The 2,507-nt window shown below is 73.5% G+C and carries 3 protein-coding genes; 2 read left to right on the forward strand and 1 reads right to left on the reverse strand.

The genetic code is table 11. From position 1 onward, the window contains the following. On the forward strand, positions 1–931 hold a 931-nt coding region (locus WH07_RS35740; RefSeq protein WP_046509433.1), incomplete at its 5' end, for an HtaA domain-containing protein. Between the two features lie 175 nt (positions 932–1,106). Continuing rightward, a complete protein-coding gene (locus WH07_RS35745; protein ID WP_046509435.1) occupies positions 1,107–1,760 on the forward strand; it encodes a PhzF family phenazine biosynthesis protein in 654 nt (217 codons plus the stop codon). A gap of 75 nt (positions 1,761–1,835) precedes the next feature. On the opposite strand, the gene WH07_RS35750 is transcribed toward WH07_RS35745, so the two are convergent. Beyond that, positions 1,836–2,507 (reverse strand): biliverdin-producing heme oxygenase (locus WH07_RS35750; RefSeq protein ID WP_269801418.1); only part of this gene is annotated, 672 nt, incomplete at its 5' end.

The raw sequence follows: 2,507 nt of genomic DNA on the forward strand, positions 1-2,507 counted from the left end.
TTCGGTGACACCGCCCACCGAGCCGCCGACCGGTGAGCTCACCCCGTCCCCGACCACCTCCGCCCCCGGGACACCCCCGGTCGCCGAGGACGGCACGATCGTCGACGGCAATCTGGACTGGGGCGTCAAGGAGTCCTTCCGCTCGTACGTCACGGGCCCGATCGCGCACGGCAAGGTCGAACTCGGCGACGGCGCCGCGCAGTCGGGCGCGGCGTACCGCTTCCCCGAGGGGACCGGCGTCTTCGACGCTGACACGGGGACCCTGTCCGCGGCCTTCGGCGGTACGGTCCGCTTCCTCGGGCACGAGGAGGACGGCGAGTACGTACTCGACCTCACGCTCAGCGGGCTGCGGGTGGAGGTGGCGGACGGCGGGGGCACACTCGTCGCGGACGTCAGCACCAAGGACCGCGAGACGCACGAGGCCGCCACGTACCAGGACTTGGGCCTCGCGGCGCTGGACCTCCCGGCGGGCGCGCTGACAGCCGAGGACGGTGTCGTGAGCCTGGACGCGGTCCCGGCGACCCTCACGGCGGACGGTACGAAGGCCTTCGGCGGCATGTACCCGTCGGGCACGGCACTCGACCCGGTGACGGTCGCGGTGTCGCTTGACGAGGACGCGAACCTGCCGGGCGGTACGGGCGGTACGGGCGGTACGGGCGGTTCAGACGGCGGTACGGACGGTACGGGTGGCTCCGACGGTGGTACGGGAGGCACGGCCGGATCGGGCAGCGCGGGCGGTTCTGGAACGGTCGGCGGCGGTACGGTCGGCGGCTCCGGCTCCCTCGCCTCCACCGGCTCCGACCTCCCGGCGGGCGCCCTGTTCACCGGCGCCGCCGCGATCGCCGCGGCGGGCGCGGCCGTCGTCTTCGCAGCGCGGCACCGCCGTACGGGACTGGGACTGGGACTGGGACTGGACGAGCCGACTGCGTGAGCGACGCGCCACGAGCCGTCCGAGTGGGGCCGTACCGACCGCGAAGAGCGGTCGGTACGGCCCCACTTGCATGCCTCGCTCGCGCGTCCCACTCGCGTGCCTCACTCGCGCGCCCTGTCCGCCCCGCCGTCCGCTCGATTCGGGCGCGCCCCGGCCGCGGTGCTTGAATGCGGGGATGACTGAACTCGACGTACTCAGCGTCTTCTGCGCGGCAGACGGGCGGTACGGCAACAGGCTCGGCGTCGTCCGCGACGGGCACCGGCACCCGGACAGGGCGGGGCGGCAGGCGCTCGCGGCCCGGCTCGGCTACAGCGAGACCGTGTTCGTCGACGACCCGGAGCGCGGGGTGGTCGACATCTACACTCCTGGGCTGCGCCTCCCGTTCGCCGGGCATCCGCTCGTCGGCGCGGCCTGGCTGCTCGATCTGGAGACCGTGAACCCGCCCGCGGGCGAGGTGTGGGTCCGTCAGGACGGCGAGTTCACCTGGATCACCGCCCGCCCCGAGTGGGCCCCGCCGCGTACGCTCCGGCGGTACGCGACCGTCGCCGAGGTCGACGCACTGCCCGCTCCGCCGCCCGGCGAAGGCTGGCTCTACGCCTGGGCCTGGGAGGACGAGGCGGCGGGCCGGGTCAGGGCCCGCGCGTTCCCCCGGCGCGACGACGGCATCGTGGAGGACGAGGCGACCGGTGCGGCGGCCCTGCTGCTCACCGCGGAACTGGGCCGCGCGCTGAACATCACCCAGGGCCGGGGCTCACAGTTGATCACGGCCCCGGGCCCGGACGGCACGATCGAAATGGGCGGCCGGGTAAGGCTGTTGACGGCGCACTAGCAGCCCGTACCGGCCCGAGCGCCGGGGTCGGCGGTACCGGGCGGCAGCGGCGCGGCACCCAGGACACCGCCCCGCTCAGGCCGTCAGCGGGAAGCGCGTGCCCAGCTCCCGGAACACCGCGCTGTTGAAGTCGAAGGCCCGCTTGCACTCGTCGACGATCCGCTGCTTCTCCAGGTCGTCCACCGCCACCCCGTCCAGCAGCTCCCGGTAACCCCGCTTGAACGCCGCCGGGTTGGGGATCCCCTCGAAGACGTAGAACCGGACGCCGTCGCCCTTGCGCGAGAAGCCCCAGGTCTTCTCCGCCTTGTCGCGGATGATCTGGCCGCCGGAGAGATCGCCGAGATAGCGGGTGTAGTGATGCGCCACATACCCGCCCGGCCAGGTGCGCGCGCACTCCTCGACCCGCGCCGCGTACGCGGCCGTCGCGGGCAGCGGTGCCAGCCCCTCGCGCCACCGCTCGCCCCGCAGATGCGCCAGATCCCGTTCGAGCTCCGGCGTACGCGCCAGCTCCGGCCGGATGAAGGGCCCGGCCACCGGGTCCGTTCTCAGCGTGTCCATGGCGCTCTCCAGCGCTCTGTAGACGAACCAGAGCTGCTCCGTGTAGCGCGTGAAGGCATCCACACCGAGCCGCCCGCCCAGCAGATCGCTCATGAAGGTCGAGGTCTCCGCCGCGGTGTGCTGTTCGTGTGAGGCGACCCGGATGAGCGTCGAGAACGGCGTGGGGGGAGGCGTGGGGGAGGGGGTGGC

The sequence above is a fragment of the Streptomyces odonnellii genome (assembly GCF_000981895.1).
Taxonomy (GTDB): domain Bacteria; phylum Actinomycetota; class Actinomycetes; order Streptomycetales; family Streptomycetaceae; genus Streptomyces; species Streptomyces odonnellii.